The organism is Pseudochrobactrum sp. B5 (genome assembly GCF_001939785.1).
GTDB lineage: Bacteria > Pseudomonadota > Alphaproteobacteria > Rhizobiales > Rhizobiaceae > Pseudochrobactrum > Pseudochrobactrum saccharolyticum.
In genome coordinates this window covers 41019-61304 of sequence record NZ_MOYL01000003.1, presented here as the reverse complement: position 1 = coordinate 61304, position 20286 = coordinate 41019, and the positions used below count along the sequence as shown (strand labels likewise).

Annotated in this window: 18 protein-coding genes; 7 read left to right on the top strand and 11 right to left on the bottom strand. The window is 52.2% G+C overall.

Going from position 1 to position 20286, the window contains the following annotated elements:
* Window positions 1-81: 81 nt before the first annotated feature.
* Both BKD14_RS10670 and BKD14_RS10665 read right to left on the bottom strand, forming a co-directional pair.
* Window positions 82-486: a hypothetical protein gene (locus tag BKD14_RS10670; protein WP_139316400.1), complete on the bottom strand. Its 405-nt coding sequence runs from the start codon at window positions 484-486 to the stop codon at window positions 82-84.
* Window positions 483-671 (bottom strand): hypothetical protein, encoded by a 189-nt coding sequence (locus BKD14_RS10665; protein ID WP_022709082.1) that lies wholly within the window; start codon window positions 669-671, stop codon window positions 483-485. Before BKD14_RS10665 ends, BKD14_RS10670 begins: the two co-directional genes overlap by 4 nt.
* A 26-nt stretch (window positions 672-697) precedes the next feature.
* On the opposite strand from BKD14_RS10665, the gene BKD14_RS10660 reads away from it, so the two are divergent.
* A complete protein-coding gene (locus BKD14_RS10660; RefSeq protein WP_116087857.1) occupies window positions 698-1237 on the top strand; it encodes an Arc family DNA-binding protein in 540 nt (179 codons plus the stop codon).
* Between the two features lie 3 nt (window positions 1238-1240).
* On the top strand, window positions 1241-2458 hold the full coding sequence (locus BKD14_RS10655) for a site-specific integrase (protein ID WP_022709084.1): 1218 nt from the start codon (window positions 1241-1243) through the stop codon (window positions 2456-2458).
* Between the two features lie 469 nt (window positions 2459-2927).
* Here the strand turns inward: BKD14_RS10655 and BKD14_RS10650 are convergent, their stop codons facing one another.
* Both BKD14_RS10650 and BKD14_RS10645 read right to left on the bottom strand, forming a co-directional pair.
* Window positions 2928-4160, bottom strand: coding sequence for an HlyD family secretion protein (locus tag BKD14_RS10650; protein ID WP_075655945.1), 1233 nt, complete (start codon window positions 4158-4160; stop codon window positions 2928-2930).
* Entirely contained in the window at window positions 4160-4663 is a 504-nt protein-coding gene (locus BKD14_RS10645; protein WP_075655943.1) for a hypothetical protein, read from the bottom strand. Before BKD14_RS10645 ends, BKD14_RS10650 begins: the two co-directional genes overlap by 1 nt.
* A gap of 126 nt (window positions 4664-4789) precedes the next feature.
* On the opposite strand from BKD14_RS10645, the gene BKD14_RS19110 reads away from it, so the two are divergent.
* Together BKD14_RS19110 and BKD14_RS10640 are read left to right on the top strand one after the other, a co-directional pair.
* Complete coding sequence (locus tag BKD14_RS19110) at window positions 4790-5008, top strand: hypothetical protein (protein ID WP_139316399.1); 219 nt, start codon at window positions 4790-4792, stop codon at window positions 5006-5008.
* A gap of 7 nt (window positions 5009-5015) precedes the next feature.
* The gene (locus tag BKD14_RS10640; RefSeq protein WP_075655941.1) at window positions 5016-7325 is read left to right on the top strand and encodes a Tex family protein; all 2310 of its coding nucleotides are present in this window, start codon (window positions 5016-5018) and stop codon (window positions 7323-7325) included.
* A 188-nt stretch (window positions 7326-7513) separates the two neighbouring features.
* Here BKD14_RS10640 and BKD14_RS10635 read toward each other — a convergent pair whose 3' ends face one another.
* The 7 genes from BKD14_RS10635 to BKD14_RS10605 all read right to left on the bottom strand — a co-directional run bounded on the left by BKD14_RS10635 (window position 7514) and on the right by BKD14_RS10605 (window position 16119).
* On the bottom strand, window positions 7514-8272 hold the full coding sequence (locus tag BKD14_RS10635) for a 5'/3'-nucleotidase SurE (RefSeq protein ID WP_075655939.1): 759 nt from the start codon (window positions 8270-8272) through the stop codon (window positions 7514-7516).
* An 82-nt stretch (window positions 8273-8354) separates the two neighbouring features.
* Entirely contained in the window at window positions 8355-9536 is a 1182-nt protein-coding gene (locus BKD14_RS10630; protein ID WP_075655937.1) for an MBL fold metallo-hydrolase, read from the bottom strand.
* Window positions 9533-10606 carry an ABC transporter ATP-binding protein gene (locus BKD14_RS10625; RefSeq protein ID WP_075655935.1) on the bottom strand — a complete coding sequence of 358 codons (1074 nt, stop codon included), beginning with the start codon at window positions 10604-10606 and terminating at the stop codon, window positions 9533-9535. Before BKD14_RS10625 ends, BKD14_RS10630 begins: the two co-directional genes overlap by 4 nt.
* Window positions 10594-12294: an iron ABC transporter permease gene (locus BKD14_RS10620; protein WP_075655933.1), complete on the bottom strand. Its 1701-nt coding sequence runs from the start codon at window positions 12292-12294 to the stop codon at window positions 10594-10596. The genes BKD14_RS10625 and BKD14_RS10620 overlap by 13 nt, the downstream gene beginning before the upstream one ends.
* An 11-nt stretch (window positions 12295-12305) precedes the next feature.
* A complete protein-coding gene (locus BKD14_RS10615; RefSeq protein ID WP_075656352.1) occupies window positions 12306-13238 on the bottom strand; it encodes an ABC transporter substrate-binding protein in 933 nt (310 codons plus the stop codon).
* Window positions 13239-13537: 299 nt separating this feature from the next.
* Window positions 13538-14821 carry an FAD-binding oxidoreductase gene (locus BKD14_RS10610; RefSeq protein WP_075655931.1) on the bottom strand — a complete coding sequence of 428 codons (1284 nt, stop codon included), beginning with the start codon at window positions 14819-14821 and terminating at the stop codon, window positions 13538-13540.
* Between the two features lie 365 nt (window positions 14822-15186).
* The gene (locus BKD14_RS10605) at window positions 15187-16119 is read right to left on the bottom strand and encodes a LysR family transcriptional regulator (RefSeq protein WP_022709344.1); all 933 of its coding nucleotides are present in this window, start codon (window positions 16117-16119) and stop codon (window positions 15187-15189) included.
* 391 nt (window positions 16120-16510) lie between these two features.
* On the opposite strand from BKD14_RS10605, the gene BKD14_RS10600 reads away from it, so the two are divergent.
* The 3 genes from BKD14_RS10600 (at window position 16511) to BKD14_RS10590 (ending at window position 20161) form a co-directional block, all read left to right on the top strand.
* On the top strand, window positions 16511-17902 hold the full coding sequence (locus tag BKD14_RS10600) for a VOC family protein (RefSeq protein WP_075655929.1): 1392 nt from the start codon (window positions 16511-16513) through the stop codon (window positions 17900-17902).
* Window positions 17903-18173: 271 nt separating this feature from the next.
* Window positions 18174-19709 carry an aldehyde dehydrogenase family protein gene (locus BKD14_RS10595; RefSeq protein WP_075655927.1) on the top strand — a complete coding sequence of 512 codons (1536 nt, stop codon included), beginning with the start codon at window positions 18174-18176 and terminating at the stop codon, window positions 19707-19709.
* A 50-nt stretch (window positions 19710-19759) separates the two neighbouring features.
* Complete coding sequence (locus BKD14_RS10590) at window positions 19760-20161, top strand: hypothetical protein (RefSeq protein ID WP_139316398.1); 402 nt, start codon at window positions 19760-19762, stop codon at window positions 20159-20161.
* The last annotated feature ends 125 nt before the right edge of the window (window positions 20162-20286 follow it).

Below are 20286 nucleotides of genomic sequence, written 5' to 3'. Positions count from 1 at the left end.
GCGCGGACTTGGCGCAGCGGGTGGCCTGTCTATGATGCCAATCGGCAAGAGCGAAGTGAGCGCGACCTATAAGAATGAGGATTAAGCGCATTGGCCTGCTCCCGCGCTGTGATCAAGGGCTTCATTCCATGTATCAAGACTGGACTTGATGAAGCGCTGCAGCTGGCCGGCCGCAAAAATGATATTCGAGGCATCACTTTCAGACACAAAGTAAAACTCACGATTGCCGGTTACGGACGAATGATCTTTGTCGAATACATCATGGAGCAACCCACCGAGGATTGAAGCCATATTCTTTGAATCGTTGATCGGATTCTCAAGATTGAACAGAGCTTCGTTTATCTTGACCGTTGCACCCGTAGTTGCCTGCGGAACACCCTTTGTGTTATTCCTCTGCATGTTCTTCATTCCTGCGATGGTTTGGCTTGAACTCTGGCTCGGTTTTGAGGTTGCCGCCTCTGCCGAGCCTTTTGATTTCTGGCTCATGCCGCATCATCCATGAAAAATGCAATCAGCTTGCTACGTTCAGCGACCCATCTGCCACCCACCTTCTTCGCGGGAAGCTGGCCAGTATTGAGCAAATGGAACGTCTGCCGCTCATTGCGCCCAATCAGCTTTCCAATTTCTGAAACTTCCCAAATTAGTTCCATTGAATTTGTATTATTACTCATGACTTAAATTCCCTATATGTTCATGGGTGCAACTCGCATCAACATTCAATGGCTACCATCAATTAACCATGATATCAAGTCGCACTCTTGACATTTTTGATGGCAAGTTGCACTCATTGCAAATGAATGAAAAAAATAAGTACCCAAGTGAAATCGCTGACCGCTTTCAACTCCGACTTCCTCCGGGGCTGAGAGACCGTATAAAAGTCTTCGCGGAAGCACACGGTCGCTCAATGAACACAGAAATAGTGCGTGTTCTTGAAAAAGAGTTCCCTGAGCCAATGCCTCTTGATGTTAGACTGAATGAGTTGCTTGGCCTATTTACAGCGCTTCGTAAAGTCAGAGGACATGAAGACGCTATCAACGAATTAACTGACGGTCTGTTAGAAGCGGTCGAAGGGATTGCCTCTGGCCGTGTCCCCGACATCGACGAGGTAACACGACAACGCATTCGAGAAAGCCTCGACGACTGGCATCTTGCACGTATTGAAGAGGCTCAATTTTCCATCGATCAAATTGATGAGAAGTATACTCCCAAAACAATAAATCCAGACCTCACTGATTAAGCAATGTCGATACGCAAACGCAAATGGACTAACCCAAAAGGCATTATTAAAGAGGCGTGGGTTGTCGACTACGTTGACAGTCAGGGCACACGCCGCCTGAAAACATTTGCGAAGAAAAAAGAAGCGGATGCATTCTCAGCCACTGCTAAAATTGAAGTGCGCGAAGGCGTTCACGTTGCAGATAGTGCAAGCGCAACAGTTGCACAGGCAGGCGGTTTCTGGATCGCTAGCGGTGAAAATGACAGCTTAGAGCGCTCCACCATCAACCAGCGCCAAAGACACGTAAAACTGCATATTGACCCGTTCATAGGCAATACGTTGCTTTCGCGTTTGAATGTTCCCGCTATTCGAGAGTTTGAAGATAAGCTCCGCGACGAAGACCGATCGCCTGCCATGATTAAAAAAATCATTGGCTCTCTTGGTTCAATCTTAGCCGATGCGCAGGAGCGCGGCCTTACCATTCGCAATCCGGTCAAAGATATGCGCGGTACACGCCGTACGGGGAAAGATAGACAGGCAGAGCGCCGTCAGAATGGCCGTATCAAGGTCGGCATAGACATTCCCACCAGAGAAGAGATCAAAGCTCTTATTAACGCCATAGACGGCCGCTGGAAGCCATTGCTCATCACTGCAATCTTTACAGGCATGAGATCATCCGAGCTACGAGGTTTGCGCTGGCAGGATGTGGACTTTGAAAAGCGCGCTATCAATGTACATCAGCGCGCTGATGAATTTGGAGAAATTGGTCGACCGAAGTCTGGTGCAGGCGAACGGACTATTCCAGTACCACCACTTGTCATAAACACATTGCGTGAATGGAAATTAGCCTGCCCTCGCAGAGAAACCGTGAGACTGGATCCTAACGGCAATCCTGTCACGGAACTTCACTATGTATTCCCGAACGGTTTAGGTAAAATCGAGAGCCACGCAAACATCATCAATCGCGGCCTGATACCCGTTCAGATAAAAGCCGGCATCACCCAACAAGACGGACAGGAAGTGAAAGCCAAATATACAGGCCTTCATGCTCTGCGCCATTTCTACGCGTCGTGGTGCATTAACCGCCTAGAAGATGGAGGCCTTGGATTACCTCTCAAGGTCGTTCAAGAGCGCATGGGACACTCATCAGTCACCATGACTGCAGATACATATGGGCACTTATTTCCCCGTGGTGATGACGCTGCTGAGCTTGCAGCGGCCGAGCATGCCCTTTTAAGCTAACTGCGGGTGTTAAAGCTATTAAACGCGACATGAGCGCAACATGAATATAAATTACCTTATAAAATCAATGAAGATATAAGGCATCATAATCCTTGTGTCGGCGGTTCGAATCCGTCCTCCGCTACCAACAAATTTTCCCAATCATAAAACAATATTATGAATGTCTCATCTGTTTTAAGTATGAGATATTTGCTTCACTGCGACGGCATTTTGTAAAATGCCTCGTGCATCAGCGATTTATTCTCGTTTTGGGAATCACTTGAGAATCAATCGGATAGACCTGTAAATTTCACAAGACCGGTGCCGGAGTATAAGTCCGGCACCGTTTTTTCATTTCGGCTGACTAGAGCATTTCACAGTCAAGTTGGATTAACTTGGACAGTCCGGGATAATGCGACAAACTAAGAAATCTAGAGCGAGCACTGCGATCCAACATGGACGTAAACCGCTCTAGTCTTTTTCAGCAGCATCAATGTCCGCCGAGCACCAGCAGCTGTACCGGCATCATAATCGCCTGAATGCGCAGAATGACAGCATGAACGAGGCCGGTGGCATCCACTGCGTGCAGGAATGCCGAACGTAATGGCCCTGCTGTGCCTGCCTGCAGTTCTTCATGATTGCTGGTATAGGCATTGGCAATGCAATTGCTGCCCGGAGGCACATTGCCAAAACTATTTTCATAAAGAGGTTCCAGCGTCGCGGTAATCGTACCAGGACGGCTCAGCTGCTGCACATCAACCAGCTGATCGCTGGCACGCACCTGCCCGCCTGCAATCACATCCTGAACCTCAGTCACCACCATCGGCACAACGGTAAAAGGCTGACCGATACAGGTAACTTCGGCGATCATGCCGGTCTTGATGACCTGTGTCTCAATCTGGTTGAAACCGGCAACCAGCCTGCCCCGTCCGGCATCATCCGGCACCAGAACTCCTGCAGGGCGCAGCAGCGGGTTCACCACCTCACCCGTGCGCAAGGTAAACTGCTGCACGGTGCCGGACACACCGGCACGCACAGTGGTTTTATCCAATTGCACCCGTGCTTCCTCCAGTGCGGCCTCTGCACTGGCTTTTTGCGCAGGCAATAAAGTGCTGATCTTGGTCTGTAGTGTCTGCTTTCTGGCAATTGCCTCAGCCAGTGCGCCTTTGCGCCCTTCAAGGCTGGATGTCAGGCGATCAATCTCGCGCTGGGCAACCACATTCGGATTGCGGCGCTGCAACTCAGTCTGTGTATTGAGATCAATCTGCGCCTGCAAATAGGCGGCCTCAACTGACTGTATCGCACCATCTGTTGCAGCAATCTCAGATTTCGCCACCTCAGTTTCTGCCTGCACTTCAACAATACGCTGCTCTGCAGTTTTCATCGCAGCTTCCTGCTTGCTGCTGTCAAGGCGGAACAGCGGATCACCGGCTTTCACTTTCTGAAAGCGGGTCACATAGACCTCTTCAACACGCCCCGGAATTTCCGGCAGGATTGTCACCGTGCGATAAGCGGCGGTCACATTGGATGTGGAAGGATGATAATAAAAGATCATCGTAATCAGAGAGATTGTCAGAATAAGACAGGCTGTAATCCCCCAGCGCAGCTCAAACCACACCGAATAAAGCGTGATATGGTGACCGATAAGTTTACCCTGACCATAACGCCGGAACAGATAATCCGGCAAAATCGTCACCATTGAACAGAGAAGAAATTCCAACATTATTGCTTCTCCCCGTTCTGATCCGGATTATGAGATGAATGCCCGCCTTGAGCTGCCTGCGGCTGCACTGTTTCCACTGGTTTAGCGGCAGCTTCCGCTACAGGAGCAGGCTGTTGCGCGGCTGGCGCTGATGCAGGCGGATAGTTCTGCGGCACATAAGTACTGCGCGCAATCCTGTTCAGAGACTTGGCCATTGAGGTTACCGGCGTAATAAAATTCGGCAGTTCAATCATCGCCAGCAACAGGGCAGCAATCCAGAAAAGCTGATTATGGGTAAAGAGCGCAATCAGCGCCAGAACCGCAACAACCTGCAACTGCACCTTATTGGTACGATGTGCCATTTGCTCCGGCAAAGCATGAAGCCGGAGATAGAGGGTGCCAACGGCAAAGATCATGCAAATGAGAAAAACAATGACGAAATTAAACAGAATATCGGTCTGTCCCGGTGCCGTAATAAATGCGGGCACATGATCAATGGCTATGGGGTGTTTACTCACATCCATAATTTGCCTGTCTCCTGATCTGAAGATTAAGTTTCAGTGATTAAATACACTCAGCGAAAAACAGGCCGCACTTCCTGTGCAAACAAGGCCAAAAAATGTTGGTTTTAGTGCCAGAACAAGGCGCATATGAGTAAAACGGCATTAACGGCTGCTGATAACTCTAAGTTGAAAAGTTCCGTGCGTCCTCATCATGAGTACAGCAAATATTTTATCAGAATTTTGCAATACACAAAACAATATTGCTCAGTCGTGAAACTCTCTGCGTCATATTCCGGCAAGGATATGATTCCCGCCTTCAATGCGCCGCATCAAAGCTCTATGATAAAGGCGTTATTATCAGCATGAGATTCTTATGACAGACATTACCAGACGGATTGCCGCCATCATTGCCGGTGAGATCAATGCAAAACCGGAACAGGCGGTTGCCGCTATCGGCCTGCTTGATGAAGGCTCGACCGTGCCGTTTATCGCCCGCTACCGTAAAGAAGTGACCGGTGGTCTTGATGACACGCAATTGCGTAACCTGTCCGAGCGTCTGACTTACTTACGTGAACTGGAAACCCGCCGCACTTCCATTCTGGACTCCATCCGTACACAGGAAAAGCTCACACCGGAGCTGGAGCTGAAAATCGCCAAGGTCAGCACCAAAGCTGAGCTTGAAGATATCTATCTGCCCTATAAACCAAAGCGCCGTACCCGTGCCGAGATCGCGCGTGAGCGTGGCCTTGGTGCACTGGCGCAGGCTATTCTCGATAACCGCGCTGCTGTGCCTGCCGAACTGGCAACTGCCTATATCACACCGGATGTGGCCGATGTAAAAGCCGCCCTTGAAGGTGCGCGCGATATTATCGCCGAAGGTATTACCGAAAATGCTGATCTGCTTGGCCGTCTGCGTAGCTACATGAAGGACAATGCGGTTCTGCAGTCCCGTGTCGTTGCCGGAAAAGAGACTGAAGGTGCAAAATTCTCCGATTATTTTGCCCATAGCGAACAGTGGAACAAAGTTGCCGGTCACCGTGCGCTTGCCATGTTGCGTGGCCGCAATGAAGATTTCCTGACACTGGACATTGTTGTTGATCAGCAAGATACATCACCGGTCAAGCCGGTTGAGCGGATGATCGCCCATAGCTATCAGGTCGGCGGCACGCTGGCCGGTGATAAATGGCTGATGGAAGTGATCGGCTGGACCTGGCGTGTGAAACTCTCGCTATCCCTCTCCCTCGATCTGATGCGCGATCTGCGCGAGCGTGCGGAAGAAGAAGCGATTAATGTTTTCGCCCGCAATCTGAAAGACCTGCTGCTGGCAGCGCCTGCCGGTTCCCGTGCTACCATGGGTCTTGATCCGGGCATCCGCACCGGTGTGAAAGTGGCGATCGTTGACGGTACCGGCAAGCTACTGGACACTGCAACGGTCTATCCGTTCCAGCCACGCAACGATCTGCGCGGTGCACAGGCTGAAATCGCCTCGCTGATCCGTAAGCATAAAGTAGAGCTGATCGCTATCGGCAACGGCACCGCAAGCCGTGAAACCGAGCGTATGGTTGCTGACTTATTGGGCGACATGCCTGCACCAAAGCCTCTTAAAGTGATCGTTTCAGAAGCCGGTGCATCGGTTTACTCAGCCTCGGAAACAGCCGCCGCAGAATTCCCGCAGCTTGATGTGTCGCTGCGCGGCGCGGTTTCCATTGCCCGCCGCCTGCAAGACCCGTTGGCAGAGCTGGTGAAAATCGAACCAAAATCCATCGGTGTCGGTCAGTATCAGCATGATGTGGATCAGGCACGCCTTGCCCATATGCTGAATGCCGTTGTGGAAGATGCGGTGAATGCTGTCGGTGTTGATCTCAACACTGCTTCCGCTTCACTGCTCGCCCGTGTGTCCGGCCTTGGCACATCGCTTGCCGAAGCCGTTGTTGCGCATCGCAATGAAAACGGCCCGTTCAAGAAGCGTAAAGACCTGCTCAAAGTCGCCCGTCTCGGCAACCGCACATTTGAACAGGCCGCAGGCTTTCTGCGTATCCCGAACGGTACCGAGCCACTTGATGCCTCATCTGTGCACCCTGAAGCCTATGGCGTGGCTGCTAAAATCGTTGCCGCCTGCGGCCGCGATGTGCGCTCGCTGATGGGCGACGCCAATGCGTTGCGTGCGCTTGATCCGAAGCTCTTTGTCGATGAGCGCTTTGGTCTGCCAACCGTAAAAGACATTCTGTCGGAATTGGAAAAGCCGGGGCGTGATCCGCGCCCGGAATTCAAAACCGCCACCTTTGCCGATGGCATTGACGATATTAAAGATCTCAAACCCGGCATGTTACTGGAAGGTACTGTGACCAATGTTGCCGCCTTTGGTGCTTTTGTTGATATCGGTGTGCATCAGGATGGTCTTGTGCATGTGTCCCAGCTTGCGGATAAATTCGTCAAGGACCCGCATGAAGTGGTGAAAGCCGGTGATGTGGTGAAAGTGCGTGTGACAGAAGTGGATGTGCCGCGCAAGCGTATCGGTCTGACTATGCGCAAAGACGGCGGCGGTGAAGCCGCCCCCAAGCCTATGGGTGAACGCGGACAGCGTCCGGCACAGAAACATTTCACACCCAAGCCGCAGGAAAAGCCTGCTGAAGCTCAGGGTGGTTTTGGTGCAGCACTGCTTGAAGCCATGAAACGTAAATAACCAAATAAAAAAGCCGCTGAAAACAGCGGCCTTTTTCATATCTGAATCAAAAGACGAATTTATCTGTCTAAGTGTCTGAATCAAAAAGCGGATGACGTGAGCGAAAATGGCGATTTGCGAGCATCGGAACGGAGCGTACAAAGAGTACGTGAGTACCGAAGCACAGAAAAGCGCCATTTGCAGCCATGTCAGGCGACTTTTGGATCAGACACGAAAGACCTGATAAGCCCCTCACTTAGTTCCGTCTCACCAAACCAGTTGAGCCGGTTGATGCAGATAAACCCGCGATCAATCAGATCATTATCATCGCCTTCAGAAGATGAATGCGGGCGACCGCGCGGCACCAGCAGCACTGTCTCGGCCCCATCTGTGCTGACCACTTCAGAAGCGGATGCAATCTTGTCCCGACCAATGCGCGGCTGAGCCACCGACGCAGGCAAACTATGCGGCAGATTAATGCTCAGCCAGTGCCCTTCACGCTGCCAGTCAGCACATTGTTCTAACAGGTTGCGTAACAATTGCACCAGCGCCGCCAGATCGTCTTCGCCACGGCGCGGCTGTTTGACCTGTGAAAAACCAATGGCAGGAATACCCCAGAATGTTGCCTCACGGGCAATACCGAGCGTGCCGGAATAAGCCAGATCTTCGGCCACATTGCGCCCGTCATTAATCCCTGCCAACACCAGATCAGGCTTGGCCTGATCTTTGAACAACCAGCTCATCGCCGACACAACACAATCTGCGGGGGTGCCGGAACATGAATAGCGCTGCTCACTACGTTTCACCATGGTCAGTGGTTTGCCGATGGTGATGGATGCACCCGCAGCTGTGCGCTTACCATCCGGTGCCACCACCCACACATCATCACTCAACGCCCGTGCAGCACGTTCCAGAAAAGCCAGACCTTCCGAATCAATACCGTCATCGTTACAAAGCAAAATACGCATCAGGCTTCTCCCAATTCCAAAGCATTTCCAGTTGAGTTTGCATTGTTAGAAATGCTTTGTTTTTTTTAAATTAACGCGCATTTTAATCCGAAAACCGCTTCACACTTTTCGGAATGCGCTCTATCACATCACCGCTCTTCACATCCTGACGCACAACCGGGATATGCTCTGCCAGTTCGCTAAGCAACGTAGCGGAACAGGAATGCCCAAGCATGTCAGGTTTACCCGCCTGCTCCCAAAGCGCGACCATACCGCTCAAAGTCGGGTGGGTCGGCAGTCTTATCCAATCCGCCAGTTCATCCCGCAGCATATCAAAAGCCGGTGTATCTTCCGGCACATGGCCGGTCAGCAAGACCGGCCAGCCGGTGCGTAGCGCACGGTTCATCGCATAGGCGGAAGGCCCTGCCTGCCCCATCGCATCAAATGTCAGCAGCGGACAGCGCGGCAGCGCCTGATCTTCCCGCCAATCCTGTGCATTATGCAGCAATTGTTTCAACCGTCCGGCCACGCCGTCCCGCAGGGCACCAGATGCTGCAATCTGCTCTGCCAGTGCGGCACGCATATCCGCATGAATAGCAAAATTAACCGGCATCAGCGCCATCAGTTCCAGCGAGCGACCGGAGAGTGGGGTCGGCAGCAGACACCCGTCACGGTTCTGCAAAATCCATTCGCGAATTTGCTGTGCCCGTGTGTCCCCCGAAACCGCATCAGCACCATAAGAGGCATCCAGCAACAACAGATCGCATTGCGGAAATGCATTCATTTCCAGAACCGGACTGTCCGGCACGACATCACCGCTATAGAGCACCTTGTGCCCTTCGGCCTCAACACAGAACCACACGCCGCCAGCCACATGACCGGAACGACCCGTGATGATTTCCGCATCACCAATGGTCAGCACATCCCCAGCTTTGAACAGTTCAATACGCTCCTGCGGAAATGCAACATTCTCGAGATGTTGTTGTTCGGCATAATTCTTCAGAGCCTGAGCTGTTTCCGCCAAAGTCTCTGCAGTCATCAGGATACACCCCTGAAAGCCCTGCGCCAGCAACCACAAGAGCCCGCCGACATGATCTTCATGGGCATGAGAGATCAACACAGCATCAAGTGCAGCAATCGCATCCACCTCAATCAACGGATAATAATCACGCCCAGTGGCTCCGACTTTAATGCCAATATCAAACAGCAGCTTGGTAGCCGTTGTGCTGATACCAACGCCTAAGCGTCCTTTTTCACCAAAACCGCCATAGAGATTGATCTTCATACCGCACCTGCTTCCGGTATTACCCAGCCTGACCGGATACGTAATTGCGCCACATCATCCGCTTTGAGATGCAGCGGGTCCGGCAGATTGAAATGCAGGTTCAGCTCCGGTGCCTGTTCAGCAACAGCTTCAATCCGTGATGCACCGCCCTGATAGACCGAACGTGTCACCCGCACGGCAAATCCGTCCTGTTTCACCAGTTCCAGATCATCTTCACGGATACAAATCTGTGCGTCTTTACGCACCACTTCATCGGCACGGCAGCGCAACCGCACCTGCTGCCCCAGCACCACGGCCTCACAGAAGCCACTGCCATTGACGCTCAAAATCTCCGCAGGCAGCACCATACCCTGCGCAATAAAGGACGCAACCATCGCATTGGCCGGTTCATTATAAAGCGTTTTCGGCGAAGCAAACTGCATCAGCTTGCCTTTGTCCATCACCGCAATACGGTCGGCCAGCGCCATCGCCTCGGCCTGATCGTGCGTAATATACACAATCGTTGTGCCGGTGCGCTTATGGAAGCGCGCAAACTCATCTTCAATCGAAGCACGCAGATGCACGTCCAGATTGGCCAAAGGTTCGTCAAACAATACCAGCGACGGCGCAGCCACCAGACAACGTGCCAATGCTACGCGCTGACGCTGCCCACCGGAAAGATTGGCCGGACGACGATCCCCATAGCCCTGCAGATCAACCAGCTTCAGTGCCTCTTGCACACGGCGCTCACGCTCGGCTTTTTCCACCTTAGCGATTTTCAGGCTATAGCCGACATTTTCCGAAACAGTCATATGCGGCCAGAGAGCATAGTTCTGAAACACAATACCAACACGGCGTTTTTCCGGCGGAACAAATTGTCCTTTGCCGGTCACCAGATTATCGCCGACATAGATTACACCGTCATTCGCCTGTTCAAATCCGGCAATCATACGCAGCAATGTGGTCTTGCCGCAGCCGGAAGGCCCCAGCACCGCAATGAATTCACCATTGGCGATATCCAGCGACACATCGGTCAAAACTTTTGTGTCATTAAAGCTTTTGGAAAGCTGAGAGATAGTCAATCCCGCCATGGCAGAACTCCGTCAGGCAGATATCTGGCGAACATATTGGTCACCAGCATCAGTAAGAATGTAATCAAAACGACCAGCACAGATATTGCAGCCGCATAGGGTGAATCGCCACCCTGTTCAAAAGAGAAAATCACCACGCCCAGCGTTTCCGACCCTGATGACCATAGTAACGCAGAAACTGTCAGCTCCGAAAAGGCTGTCATGAAAATCAGCACACCGCCGGCCAAAGTTGCCGGTGCTACCAGCGGAAACACAATGGTGCGCAGGCGTGTCAGCAGTCCTGCACCGGCCACCTGCGCCGCCTCTTCCAGAGCGCGGTCAATCTGATGCAGACCGGTAATGGTCGGGCGCAGTGCCAGCACCAGAAACCGTGCCAGATAGGCGTAGAGAATAATCCAGATCGTATTATAGAGATGCAGTCCTACAACCGGCAAAGGCTTGAGGAACATCAGCAATGCGGCGATCGACAATACCACACCAGGCAAAGCATAGGGTAGTTCGGCTGCGAGATTGAGCAAGCGTGTCCACCAGCGCGACCGCCATGTGATGAGATAACCGAGCGGCACTGCCACCAGCACTGCAAAACCGGCCGCGGCCAGCGACAGGGTGAATGAATTGACCAACGCACGGCGAGCCCCTGCATGGTCAAACAGCACAAACTTTAGATTATCCAGTGTGGCCGTCTGCCAGCTCAGCGGAATACCAAAAGCAGGCACCAATGCGGTGAGCAACAGGCCGAACATTGGCAGTACCAGCACCACCGCAATCAACAACCAGCAGGCAATCTCAACTGTCAAACGCCATGCGCCGAGTTCAAAAGGCGCAGCAGGTAGCGAGGTTGAGGCAATACGGTAATCGCGGCGGCGCGCCATATAATCCTGACAGAGGATACCCGCCATTGCGATCACACCGATCAGCAGTGAAAGCACAGCAACTTCTGACAATACAGACGGGCCACCACCAGCGAGTTTCTGATAAATCAATGTTGGCAGCACCAGCACATTAGCCGGAATGCCCAAGAAAGCAGGAATACCGAAATTACCGACACAGGAAACAAAAGCCAGTGCAGAAGCACCGATTACCGATGGTGTCATCAGCGGCACAATGATTGTGCGCGTTACCTGCCATTTGCTGGCACCGCTACTTAACGCGGCTTCGACCAACTCGCGCGGTAATTTACGCAAACCGGCACGTACAATCAGAAACACCAGCGGCGCATATTGAATGCCGAGCAGGACAATAATGCCGGTGGTCGAATAGAGCGGATTACGGCTGCCCAGTTCCGGCGCCATGCCGATCATTTTGAGAAATGGGCTCGCGGGGCCAAAGAGTTGCAGCCATGCCAGCGCAGTCACTTGCGGCGCAATCAGCAGCGGCACCACAAACATCAGCACGAACACGCCGCGTCCACGAATATTGGTCAGGCTCACCAGCAGCGCCACGGCACTGCCAAGGATAACAGCAGCAAGTGTACCGCCAAATCCGGTGATTAAAGAATTACGGGTGGCAACCCATGTGGAGGTTGAAGAAAGTGCTGACCGTACTGCACTGTCAGAGAGCTGACCATTCGGCGCGATGATCTCGCTGGCCAGCCGCAACATCGGCCACAGAGACAGCGTGAACACCACTGCCGCCACAAGAAAAATCAGAGCCGTATCCCGGCTCTGACCAAATATTTTGTCTGACATCCAATAATGCCTTAACCGCCGAACAGTTCAGAAAAACGCTTCTTGTCGGCTTCTGTCACACCCAGAACTTTGAGCGTATCAATCGACATGATGTTGATTTTTGTACCTTCCGGCAACCAGCTCGGGCGACCAACAGATTCCTTGGCAGGCAGATAACCCTGCTCCAGCGCCAGTTTCTGGCCATCGTCGGAGAGAATGAAATCAACGAATTTCTCTGCACCGGCAACATTCTTGGCAGTCGCCATGATTGCAACCGGTTCAGTCACCGCAGGCACGCCTTCTTTCGGGAATACGAACTCAACCGGCGAGCCTTTTGCCTTGGCATTCAGCGCCATGAAATCTACGAGGATACCATAAGGTTTTTCACCGCTGGCAACGGATTTCAGCACAGCACCATTGCCGCGCACGCTGATCAGCTCATTGGCTTTCAGCTTTTCGAAATAATCCCAGCCAAGTTCCGAATTCAGTGCAAAACCGGAGAGCAGATAAGCCGCCGCGCCGGAATAAAGCGGGCTCGGCATCACGATCTGGCCTTTATATTCTTCTTTGCCGAGATCAGCCCAGCTTTCAGGCTTGCTTTTCGCCTGTGTGTTATAGGCGATACCTGTGGTGATCAGCTTGGAACCGAAATAGGTTTTGTCCTTGTCGAACGAACCTTCGGTCAGACCATCAGTCTTCGCACCTTCATAGGCTTTCAGACGATTGTCTTTTTTCAGCAGTTCCATCGACACGGCATCGGCAATCAGCAGCACGTCCGGCTGCGGCGCACCGGCAGCAAATTCAGCAGCCAGCTTGCTGAGGATATCGCTGGTGCCGGAACGGAATACCTGCACATCAATATCAGGATTGGCTTTGCGGAATGCTTCAACGGTTTTGGTCGCATCAGCTTCCGGCTGCGAGGTATAAAGATTGAGCGTTTCTGCATTCACCGCAGTTGCGCCCATAAACACTGCCAGAGCAGTAGCCAGAACTGTTTTACGTGACGTGCGTTTCTGCAACATGATTCTTATCCCTGAAATCATTCATCCGACACCGGAGCGAGCCGGTTACTCGCCGTTCATTTATTAAATGAACACTACAAGTTTATGACAAAGAATAAAGTCACCACAGAAAACAAAAACAAACAGGGCATTGAACCAGCAATGCCCTGTTAAAACCTCATCTATTCTGGCAGTTGGCTCAGAATCTTGCGTGCTCTTTGATTTAGGCGCTCAGAAGCGAGCATGCTCTTTGATTTAGGCGCTCAGAAGCGAGCGCCGGCAAAATGCGCGATCTGTGCGCCGGTTTCATAATAGGCTTCGCGGATACCGAGGAAGGACTGTGTTTCCGGCTCAGTCACCGGCAATGGCAGATCAGCTTCGCTGATTTCACCGCTGATATGACGTGCCAGCACATTGCCGAATACTGTACCGGTGGCAATGCCGCGACCGTTATAACCGCTGAAACCAATCACATTCTTATCAAAGCGATGGAATTTCGGCAGGCTGTCATTGGTCATGCCGATCAGGCCGTACCATTCATAATCAAATTCGACTTTACCAAGCTGCGGGAACAGACGCTTCATTTCGCGTTTTGCCCATGCCGTATGAATGCCTGTGCCGGTATTGCGCAATGCACCAACGCTACCGAACACCAGACGACCAGCCTGATCGTAACGATAAGACGACAGCACCTGTTTGGTATCCCATACACCCTGACGTTCCGGTAGAATCTGTGCCTGCTGCTCTTTGGTCAGCGGCTTGGTTGCCAGATTGAAATAAGGCAGATGCATAATTTCTGCGCGAATCTGCGGCCATGGTGCCTGTGTATAAGCATTGGTTGCCACCACGATCCATTGCGCGCGCACCGAACCCTTGGCTGTGCGAACCACCCAGTCATTGCCAACACGTTCAGTGGAAGTCACCGGAGAACCGGTGAAAATCTGTGCACCTGCAGCAATGGCCGCATGGGCAAGGCCACGCACATAGGCCAGCGGCTGAATGGTGCCTGCACGCATATCCAGCAGCGAGCCGCTATAGGCCTTGGTGCCGACTTTCTTTGCAGTTTCTTCGGCGCTCAGCAGAGTGACCGGCGCACCACGGCGTTGCCACTGTTCCGCACGATCCTGCAATTCGCGCAGGCCTTTCTGACCGACAGCGCAATGCAATGTACCCGTGCGGGTCGCTTCACAGGCGATATTGTGTTTTTCAATACGCTCGAAAACCATTTTCGGGCCATTGCCGAGCGCTTCAAGCAGACGGTCACCATATTTCTGACCAAGCACTCCCGGCAGATCATCCGGCATAACCCACATACCGGCATTGACCAGACCGACATTGCGGCCGGAGCCGCCAAAACCGATTTCAACGCCTTCAAGCACGGCAACTTTGCTGCCGCGTTCGCTCAAATTCAGTGCGGTTGAAAGTCCGGTAAAACCACCGCCTACAACAACCACGTCAACGTTTAACTCGCCTTGCAGGGCAGATGTAACCGGAGCGGCAGGAGCGGATTTTTCCCAGAGACCGTGAGAACGGGGATTATTCAACATGTCAGTTCATTTCTCAAAAACAACGTTGCCACTTATGTCAGCCTGGATTGCAGCAACAAGCCTACGATTATGCGTCTGAAATATACGCACCACGCAAAAGCGGCTCAGACAAAAGGTCAACGATCAAAATGGATAAAGAGCGCCGTATATATAATGCGGATACACACACAACACTCTGAGTGTTTGAAATTTGAAGCACAACACGGAAAATCATCCGGCTTGTTATTTACCAGTGTTATTATCGTCTTTTTCTTCTGGCGCCTGAGTAGCCATACACCTTTCGGTTTTGGCAAAAGTAGCAATTTTTGCGCAACAGATCATTCATTTGCGGAATGACCTGTTCCACTTAAATTGCATTACATATCTTATTCTGCGTTCAGATGCACCAGCGCCATATAGTCATGCTGGCCGACCTGCCCGCGAATCCAGCTGGAAAATGTCTGTATCAGCGGATTTTCATGTTTGCCTTCCGGCACCACCAGATAATAATCATTCTCGGTACGCATAGGCTTATCAAACAGAATCCGCAGGCGACCTTCCTGCAATTCCTGCTCAATCAGATAAACCGGCAACAAACCAATCCCAAGCCCTGCGGCAGCGGCCTCGATCACCATAGAGAACTGATCGAAACGATGGCCGCTATAAGTGCTGCGCGCATCCACTTCGCAAAGTTCAAACCATTGCGTCCACATTTTCGGACGCGTTGTCAGATGCAGCAGAGGCTCTTTTTGCAGGTCTTCCGGCTCAACAATGCGGTGGCTTTCGATCAAAGCATTGCTGGCAACAGGCACCACCATCTCACTGCACAGATAATTGCAGGTGGCATGTGCCCAAACCGGCTGACCATAGTGAATAGCCATATCAAACGGATATTCTTCAAAATCGAACACGCCGGTGCGTGAGCCGACATTAAAAGCCACACCCGGATTTTCTTCGATGAAATTCGGAATACGCGGCATCAGCCAGCGCGCGCCGAATGTCGGCAATGTCGCCACGCTGAAAGCTGAAGACGACTGTGCTGAAGCCATCGCCCGCAGCATCGTGTCTTCGGTCTGGTTCAGCAGACGGCGCACTTCCGGCAAAAACTTGCGTCCTGCATCGGAAAGCAGGATGCGCTGACGGATTCGCTCAAACAGCAAAACGCCGAGCTGGCCTTCCAGATCCTTGATCTGACGACTCACCGCGCTTTGCGTCAGGTTCAGCTCGTGGGCTGCCTGCGTGAAACTTCCGTGACGTGCAGCGCATTCAAAAGCCTGCAAAATGGCGATATCCGGTATCAGTCGTCGGCTGAGCTTCATTCCTGCCTCGCATAAACATAGTCGGTTTCGTCGCAATCATGCGGCCACTACAGCTGATATGATCAATTTTAGTCATGATATCAACATCTGATACGTGTTTCTGATAGTCGAAAATCGATTTAAAAAGAAATTACGCATCAAATTTAAAGCATATCCCGAAAACTGGCTGACATTTTTCGGATCAGATAGGCCTTTATAACAACATCAGGATGGTTTTGTGCGACTCCCAAAGAGCACAAATCAACCACACGAAGCAGTTTTAGGGCAGTTTCAGGAAAAACGTCATCCGCTTTTCTTTATGGAACTGCACCAAGAGCAAAACAGACAGGGCTTTATCTTCTCCCAAGACAGATAACAGCTCGCATACGGAAAGCCCTCAAGGAGGCAAACCATGAATTTCGTATCAGCCGACAGCATCCGCGCTGCATTCTCAGCCGCAATGTCCGCAATGTACCGTACAGAAGTGCCTGCTTACGGCACGCTGATGGAACTGGTTGCAGATGTTAATGCTGCGACCCTGAAAGCCCAGCCTGAACTGCTCGCCCGTCTCGAGGATACCGATTCTCTGGATCGTATTTCCGAAGAGCGTCACGGCGCGATCCGCCTCGGCACCGCCGCTGAACTTTCCATGATGCGCCGTGCTTATGCCGTTATGGGCATGTTCCCGGTTGGTTACTACGACCTGTCCGCTGCCGGTGTGCCTGTGCATTCCACAGCTTTCCGTCCGGTTGATGATGCATCGCTGAAGATCAATCCGTTTCGCGTTTTCACTTCGCTGCTGCGTCTCGACCTGATCGCTGACGAAAAACTGCGCAAGGAAGCGGAAGAAACACTCGCAAAGCGCAACATCTTCACTGCCGGTGCGATTGAGCTGATCGAGATTGCTGAAAAACAGGGCGGTCTTACACAGGAACAGGCTGACAAGTTTGTTGCTGAAGTTCTGGAAACATTCCGCTGGCACGATAAAGCCAATGTGAGTGCAGAACTCTATCATCGTCTGCATGATGCCCACCGTCTGATTGCTGACGTTGTGTCTTTCAAAGGCCCGCACATCAACCACCTGACACCACGCACACTCGACATCGATGCCGTGCAGGCTCAGATGCCGGCGCGCAATATTTCGCCTAAAGCTGTTGTTGAAGGCCCGCCAACCCGTAAATGTGCGGTTCTGCTGCGTCAGACCTCGTTTAAAGCGCTCGAAGAATCCGTTTCTTTCACCGATGCTGCAGGCGAATGGAAAGCCGGTACACACACTGCCCGTTTTGGTGAAATTGAACAGCGCGGTATCGCTCTGACACCAAAGGGCCGTGGCCTTTATGATGCGCTGCTCGACAAGACCCGTGCACGTATCCGCCCTGCGCCGGATGGTTCGAATGCTGCTGAATATGTTCGTATTCTCGGTGAAGTTTTCGAAGAATTCCCGGATACATGGGCAGAAATCCGTGAACAGGGTCTCGGCTACTTCGCTTACAGCGTTGCAGACCGCTCGAAAGCCAAGAGCGAACTGACCGCCGCCAATCTCGACAGCCTGATTGCTGAAGGCGCAATCCAGTTTGACCCGATTGTCTATGAAGACTTCCTGCCGGTCAGCGCCGCTGGTATCTTCCAGTCCAATCTCGGCGACGATGATACACAGGAATTCACTGAAAGCCCGAACCAGAAGCGTTTTGAAGCTGATCTCGGCGCAACCGTGCTCAATGAATTTGAACACTATGCCCGCATCGAGCGCGAATCTGTTGAGGGTGCATTGAAGGCTCTCGCCTTTAAAGCTGCAGCAGAATAACTAGATAACATATGAAAACGGCAATCTGCCCTCAAAGCGGATTGCCGTTCAGCTGTTTATACTAGAGCGTGTCGCGCTTCATTTGATCCACAACACTCGCTCTAGATTCTTGAGTTGTCGCATTATCGCGGTCGTTAACTGAAGCCAGTTAACTGCGAAATGCTCCGGAGCAGATTACTGCTCCACCGTACCAGATAGAATATCAGGTCTGCTCACTTACCCGAGCGTAGCGCCTGATATTCTGAACGATAAACAATAGGGAATGCGATTTATGAGCACCGAAAATAAAAAAGTGAACGTTAAGCAGGAAGCTGCTGACATTCTCGCCAAGCTTGGCGTTGACAGCGCTGCCTATACAGGCGGTGATCTTGCCTCGTTCAGCCCGGTTACCGGCGAACAGATCGGCGCCCTCAAGACTCATTCGGCTGCAGACACTGCCCGCATGATCGAAGAAGCTGATGCAGCATTCCGCACATGGCGCGATGTTCCGGCTCCTCGCCGCGGTGAGCTGATCCGCCTGCTCGGTGAAGAACTGCGCGCTTCCAAAGCTGATCTCGGCCGTCTCGTTTCGATCGAAGCCGGTAAGATCATCTCCGAAGGTCTCGGCGAAGTTCAGGAAATGATCGACATCTGCGATTTCGCAGTTGGTCTGTCCCGTCAGCTTTACGGTTTGACAATTGCGACTGAACGCGCCGGTCACCGCATGATGGAAACATGGCATCCGCTTGGTGTTGTCGGCGTTATCTCCGCCTTCAACTTCCCTGTAGCTGTCTGGTCATGGAACGCGGCTCTGGCACTGGTTGCCGGTGACTCTGTTGTCTGGAAACCTTCCGAAAAGACCCCTCTCACAGCGCTTGCTTGTGAAGCGATCTTCAACCGTGCAGCTGCCCGTTTCGGCGCAGATGCTCCTAAGGGTCTGTCCGCTGTTATCATCGGTGACCGCACAATCGGTGAAGTTCTGGTTGACCATCCGAAGGTTCCGCTGGTTTCCGCAACCGGTTCAACCCGCATGGGTCGCGATGTAGGCCCTCGTCTGGCCAAGCGTTTCGCACGCGCTATCCTCGAACTCGGCGGCAACAATGCCGGTATCGTCTGCCCGTCAGCCGATCTCGACATGGCTCTGCGCGCGATTGCTTTCGGTGCCATGGGTACTGCAGGTCAGCGTTGCACCACCATGCGTCGCCTGTTCGTACACGAAAGCGTTTACGACACACTGGTACCACGTCTGGTCAAAGCCTATCAGAGCGTATCCATCGGCAACCCGCTGGAAACCCCTGCACTAATCGGCCCGCTGATCGACAAAGCTTCTTTCGACGGTATGCAGAAAGCTCTGGCAGAAGCCAAAGCTCACGGCGGTAAAGTTGTCGGCGGTGAACGCGTTTCCGTAGGTCCGGATACAGGTTACTACGTACAGCCAGCCATCGTTGAAATGCCAGAACAGACAGGTCCGGTTCTCGAAGAAACCTTCGCACCGATCCTCTATGTGATGAAATACAGCGATTTCGACAACGTACTCGAACTGCACAACGCAGTTGGTGCCGGTCTGTCGTCTTCGATCTTCACACTGAATCTGCAGGAAGCTGAGCGTTTCCTCTCTGCATCCGGCTCGGATTGCGGTATCGCCAACGTCAATATCGGTACATCCGGTGCTGAAATCGGCGGCGCATTCGGCGGTGAAAAGGAAACCGGTGGCGGTCGTGAATCCGGTTCGGATGCATGGAAAGCTTACATGCGCCGTGCAACCAACACTGTGAACTACTCGAAGGCACTGCCGCTCGCACAGGGCGTATCCTTCGACATCGACTAATCATCAGTACTGATGACAAAGAAAAGCCCCTCTCACGAGGGGCTTTTTTATTGACTAAAATCACACGCAGGTCTCTATTAGACGCAGCAATCACGCATATCCTGTCAGACTTCTCCGCCTTGGAGGCCTACATGCGTTTATTTTTAGCAGCCCTGACGACTATTATTTATACCGCTCCTCTGCCCGCAGCGCATGCGAGCGAGAATAATGCGGTATTTTGCACCAAGCTCGGAGAGCTTGCGGGACGGTCGATGGCGGCACGTTTACAGGGAAAGCCGCTGGCTGATCTTTTGCAGGTCAAATTTGATCCGGCGGTGCATGAGATTTTTCAGACAGTCATTCTGGATGCCTATTCCAGACCTCTGGTTGAGGGAGAAAATGCGTGGGTGAGAAATATGTCTGACTTCAGAAATGCGGTTGAAGAGAAATGCCAATCGTCTCTGCAAAAATAAAAGCGCGACGTTCTCAACCTGCCGGAATTTTTGCAATGACGAGGCGAAAACGGAGTTATTCCGAGAACCGGAGCGGAATGTACTTTGAGGTACATGAGCACCGGAAGCGGAGGAATGCTCCGTTT

Excerpts from the sequence above, each read along its gene's own strand:
- BKD14_RS10645 (WP_075655943.1), bottom strand. The coding sequence starts at position 4,663 with ATGGATGTGAGTAAACACCCCATAGCCATTGATCATGTGCCCGCATTT.
- BKD14_RS10595 (WP_075655927.1), top strand. The coding sequence starts at position 18,174 with ATGAGCACCGAAAATAAAAAAGTGAACGTTAAGCAGGAAGCTGCTGAC.
- BKD14_RS10610 (WP_075655931.1), bottom strand. The coding sequence starts at position 14,821 with ATGTTGAATAATCCCCGTTCTCACGGTCTCTGGGAAAAATCCGCTCCT.
- BKD14_RS10665 (WP_022709082.1), bottom strand. The coding sequence starts at position 671 with ATGAGTAATAATACAAATTCAATGGAACTAATTTGGGAAGTTTCAGAA.
- BKD14_RS10600 (WP_075655929.1), top strand. The coding sequence starts at position 16,511 with ATGAATTTCGTATCAGCCGACAGCATCCGCGCTGCATTCTCAGCCGCA.
- BKD14_RS10620 (WP_075655933.1), bottom strand. The coding sequence starts at position 12,294 with ATGTCAGACAAAATATTTGGTCAGAGCCGGGATACGGCTCTGATTTTT.
- BKD14_RS10635 (WP_075655939.1), bottom strand. The coding sequence starts at position 8,272 with ATGCGTATTTTGCTTTGTAACGATGACGGTATTGATTCGGAAGGTCTG.
- BKD14_RS10655 (WP_022709084.1), top strand. The coding sequence starts at position 1,241 with ATGTCGATACGCAAACGCAAATGGACTAACCCAAAAGGCATTATTAAA.
- BKD14_RS10670 (WP_139316400.1), bottom strand. The coding sequence starts at position 486 with ATGAGCCAGAAATCAAAAGGCTCGGCAGAGGCGGCAACCTCAAAACCG.
- BKD14_RS10630 (WP_075655937.1), bottom strand. The coding sequence starts at position 9,536 with ATGAAGATCAATCTCTATGGCGGTTTTGGTGAAAAAGGACGCTTAGGC.
- BKD14_RS19110 (WP_139316399.1), top strand. The coding sequence starts at position 4,790 with ATGAGTAAAACGGCATTAACGGCTGCTGATAACTCTAAGTTGAAAAGT.
- BKD14_RS10615 (WP_075656352.1), bottom strand. The coding sequence starts at position 13,238 with ATGGGCGCAACTGCGGTGAATGCAGAAACGCTCAATCTTTATACCTCG.
- BKD14_RS10625 (WP_075655935.1), bottom strand. The coding sequence starts at position 10,606 with ATGGCGGGATTGACTATCTCTCAGCTTTCCAAAAGCTTTAATGACACA.
- BKD14_RS10640 (WP_075655941.1), top strand. The coding sequence starts at position 5,016 with ATGACAGACATTACCAGACGGATTGCCGCCATCATTGCCGGTGAGATC.
- BKD14_RS10650 (WP_075655945.1), bottom strand. The coding sequence starts at position 4,160 with ATGTTGGAATTTCTTCTCTGTTCAATGGTGACGATTTTGCCGGATTAT.
- BKD14_RS10605 (WP_022709344.1), bottom strand. The coding sequence starts at position 16,119 with ATGAAGCTCAGCCGACGACTGATACCGGATATCGCCATTTTGCAGGCT.